Source organism: Sporosarcina luteola (assembly GCF_023715535.1).
Lineage (GTDB): Bacteria > Bacillota > Bacilli > Bacillales_A > Planococcaceae > Sporosarcina > Sporosarcina luteola_B.
The window spans coordinates 1-1,295 of the sequence record NZ_JAMBOI010000029.1; the positions used below are offsets into that span (position 1 = coordinate 1).

The following is a 1,295-nucleotide window of genomic DNA, read 5'->3' on the forward strand; positions in this document are numbered from 1 at the left end:
TTTTCACCTTTCCCTCACGGTACTGGTTCACTATCGGTCACTAGAGAGTATTTAGCCTTGGGAGATGGTCCTCCCGGATTCCGACGGAATTTCACGTGTTCCGCCGTACTCAGGATCCACTCTGGAGGGAACGGACTTTCGACTACGGGGCTATTACCCGCTATGGCGAACCTTTCCAGGCTGCTTCGTCTAATCCGTTCCTTTGTAACTCCGTATAGAGTGTCCTACAACCCCAGGAAGCAAGCTTCCTGGTTTGGGCTCTTCCCGTTTCGCTCGCCGCTACTAAGGGAATCGATGTTTCTTTCTCTTCCTCCGGGTACTTAGATGTTTCAGTTCTCCGGGTGTGCCTCGTTTACGCTATGTATTCACGTAAACGTACTGCCCCATTAAAGGCAGTGGGTTTCCCCATTCGGAAATCTTCGGATCACAGCTTACTTACAGCTCCCCGAAGCATATCGGTGTTAGTGCCGTCCTTCATAGGCTTCTAGTGCCAAGGCATCCGCCGTGCGCCCTTTCTAACTTAACCTTTATCTGGCTTTCAATCCGCTGCGCATTGCGTTGTCAGCTCAGTCGATCAGTCAGTCACGTACTGAAGTACGCTCCTTCCCTCTCTCCATCGCTTCCTAGCACTGCTTGCGTCTTGAAACCCTCGGGTGACTACTAATGCATAGCGATATGCACTCGTAATCGTTAAAAAAGTATTGTTCAATCACAAAAGTGATCGACTCGGTTGATTACTTGATGTTTTGTTGCTTCAATGTCGTTTTATCCAGTTTTCAAAGAACAAGTTTTGAAAGATCATCAGAAGATGAACCTTCAAAACTGAACGCAAAACGTCAACGTATGAACCCAAGGTTCATATTCCGTAATTATCCTTAGAAAGGAGGTGATCCAGCCGCACCTTCCGATACGGCTACCTTGTTACGACTTCACCCCAATCATCTGTCCCACCTTCGGCGGCTGGCTCCCGTAAGGGTTACCCCACCGACTTCGGGTGTTACAAACTCTCGTGGTGTGACGGGCGGTGTGTACAAGACCCGGGAACGTATTCACCGTGGCATGCTGATCCACGATTACTAGCGATTCCGGCTTCATGCAGGCGAGTTGCAGCCTGCAATCCGAACTGGGAACGATTTTATGGGATTGGCTCCCCCTCGCGGGTTTGCAACCCTTTGTATCGTCCATTGTAGCACGTGTGTAGCCCAGGTCATAAGGGGCATGATGATTTGACGTCATCCCCACCTTCCTCCGGTTTGTCACCGGCAGTCACCTTAGAGTGCCCAACTGAATGCTGG

At 50.2% G+C, this 1,295-nt stretch carries 2 rRNA genes; both read right to left on the reverse strand.

Annotated features, from left to right (window positions below):
• Positions 1 to 526 (reverse strand): 23S ribosomal RNA (locus M3191_RS18125); the annotation flags it as partial.
• Positions 527 to 879: 353 nt separating this feature from the next.
• A 16S ribosomal RNA gene (locus M3191_RS18130) occupies positions 880 to 1,295 on the reverse strand; the annotation flags it as partial.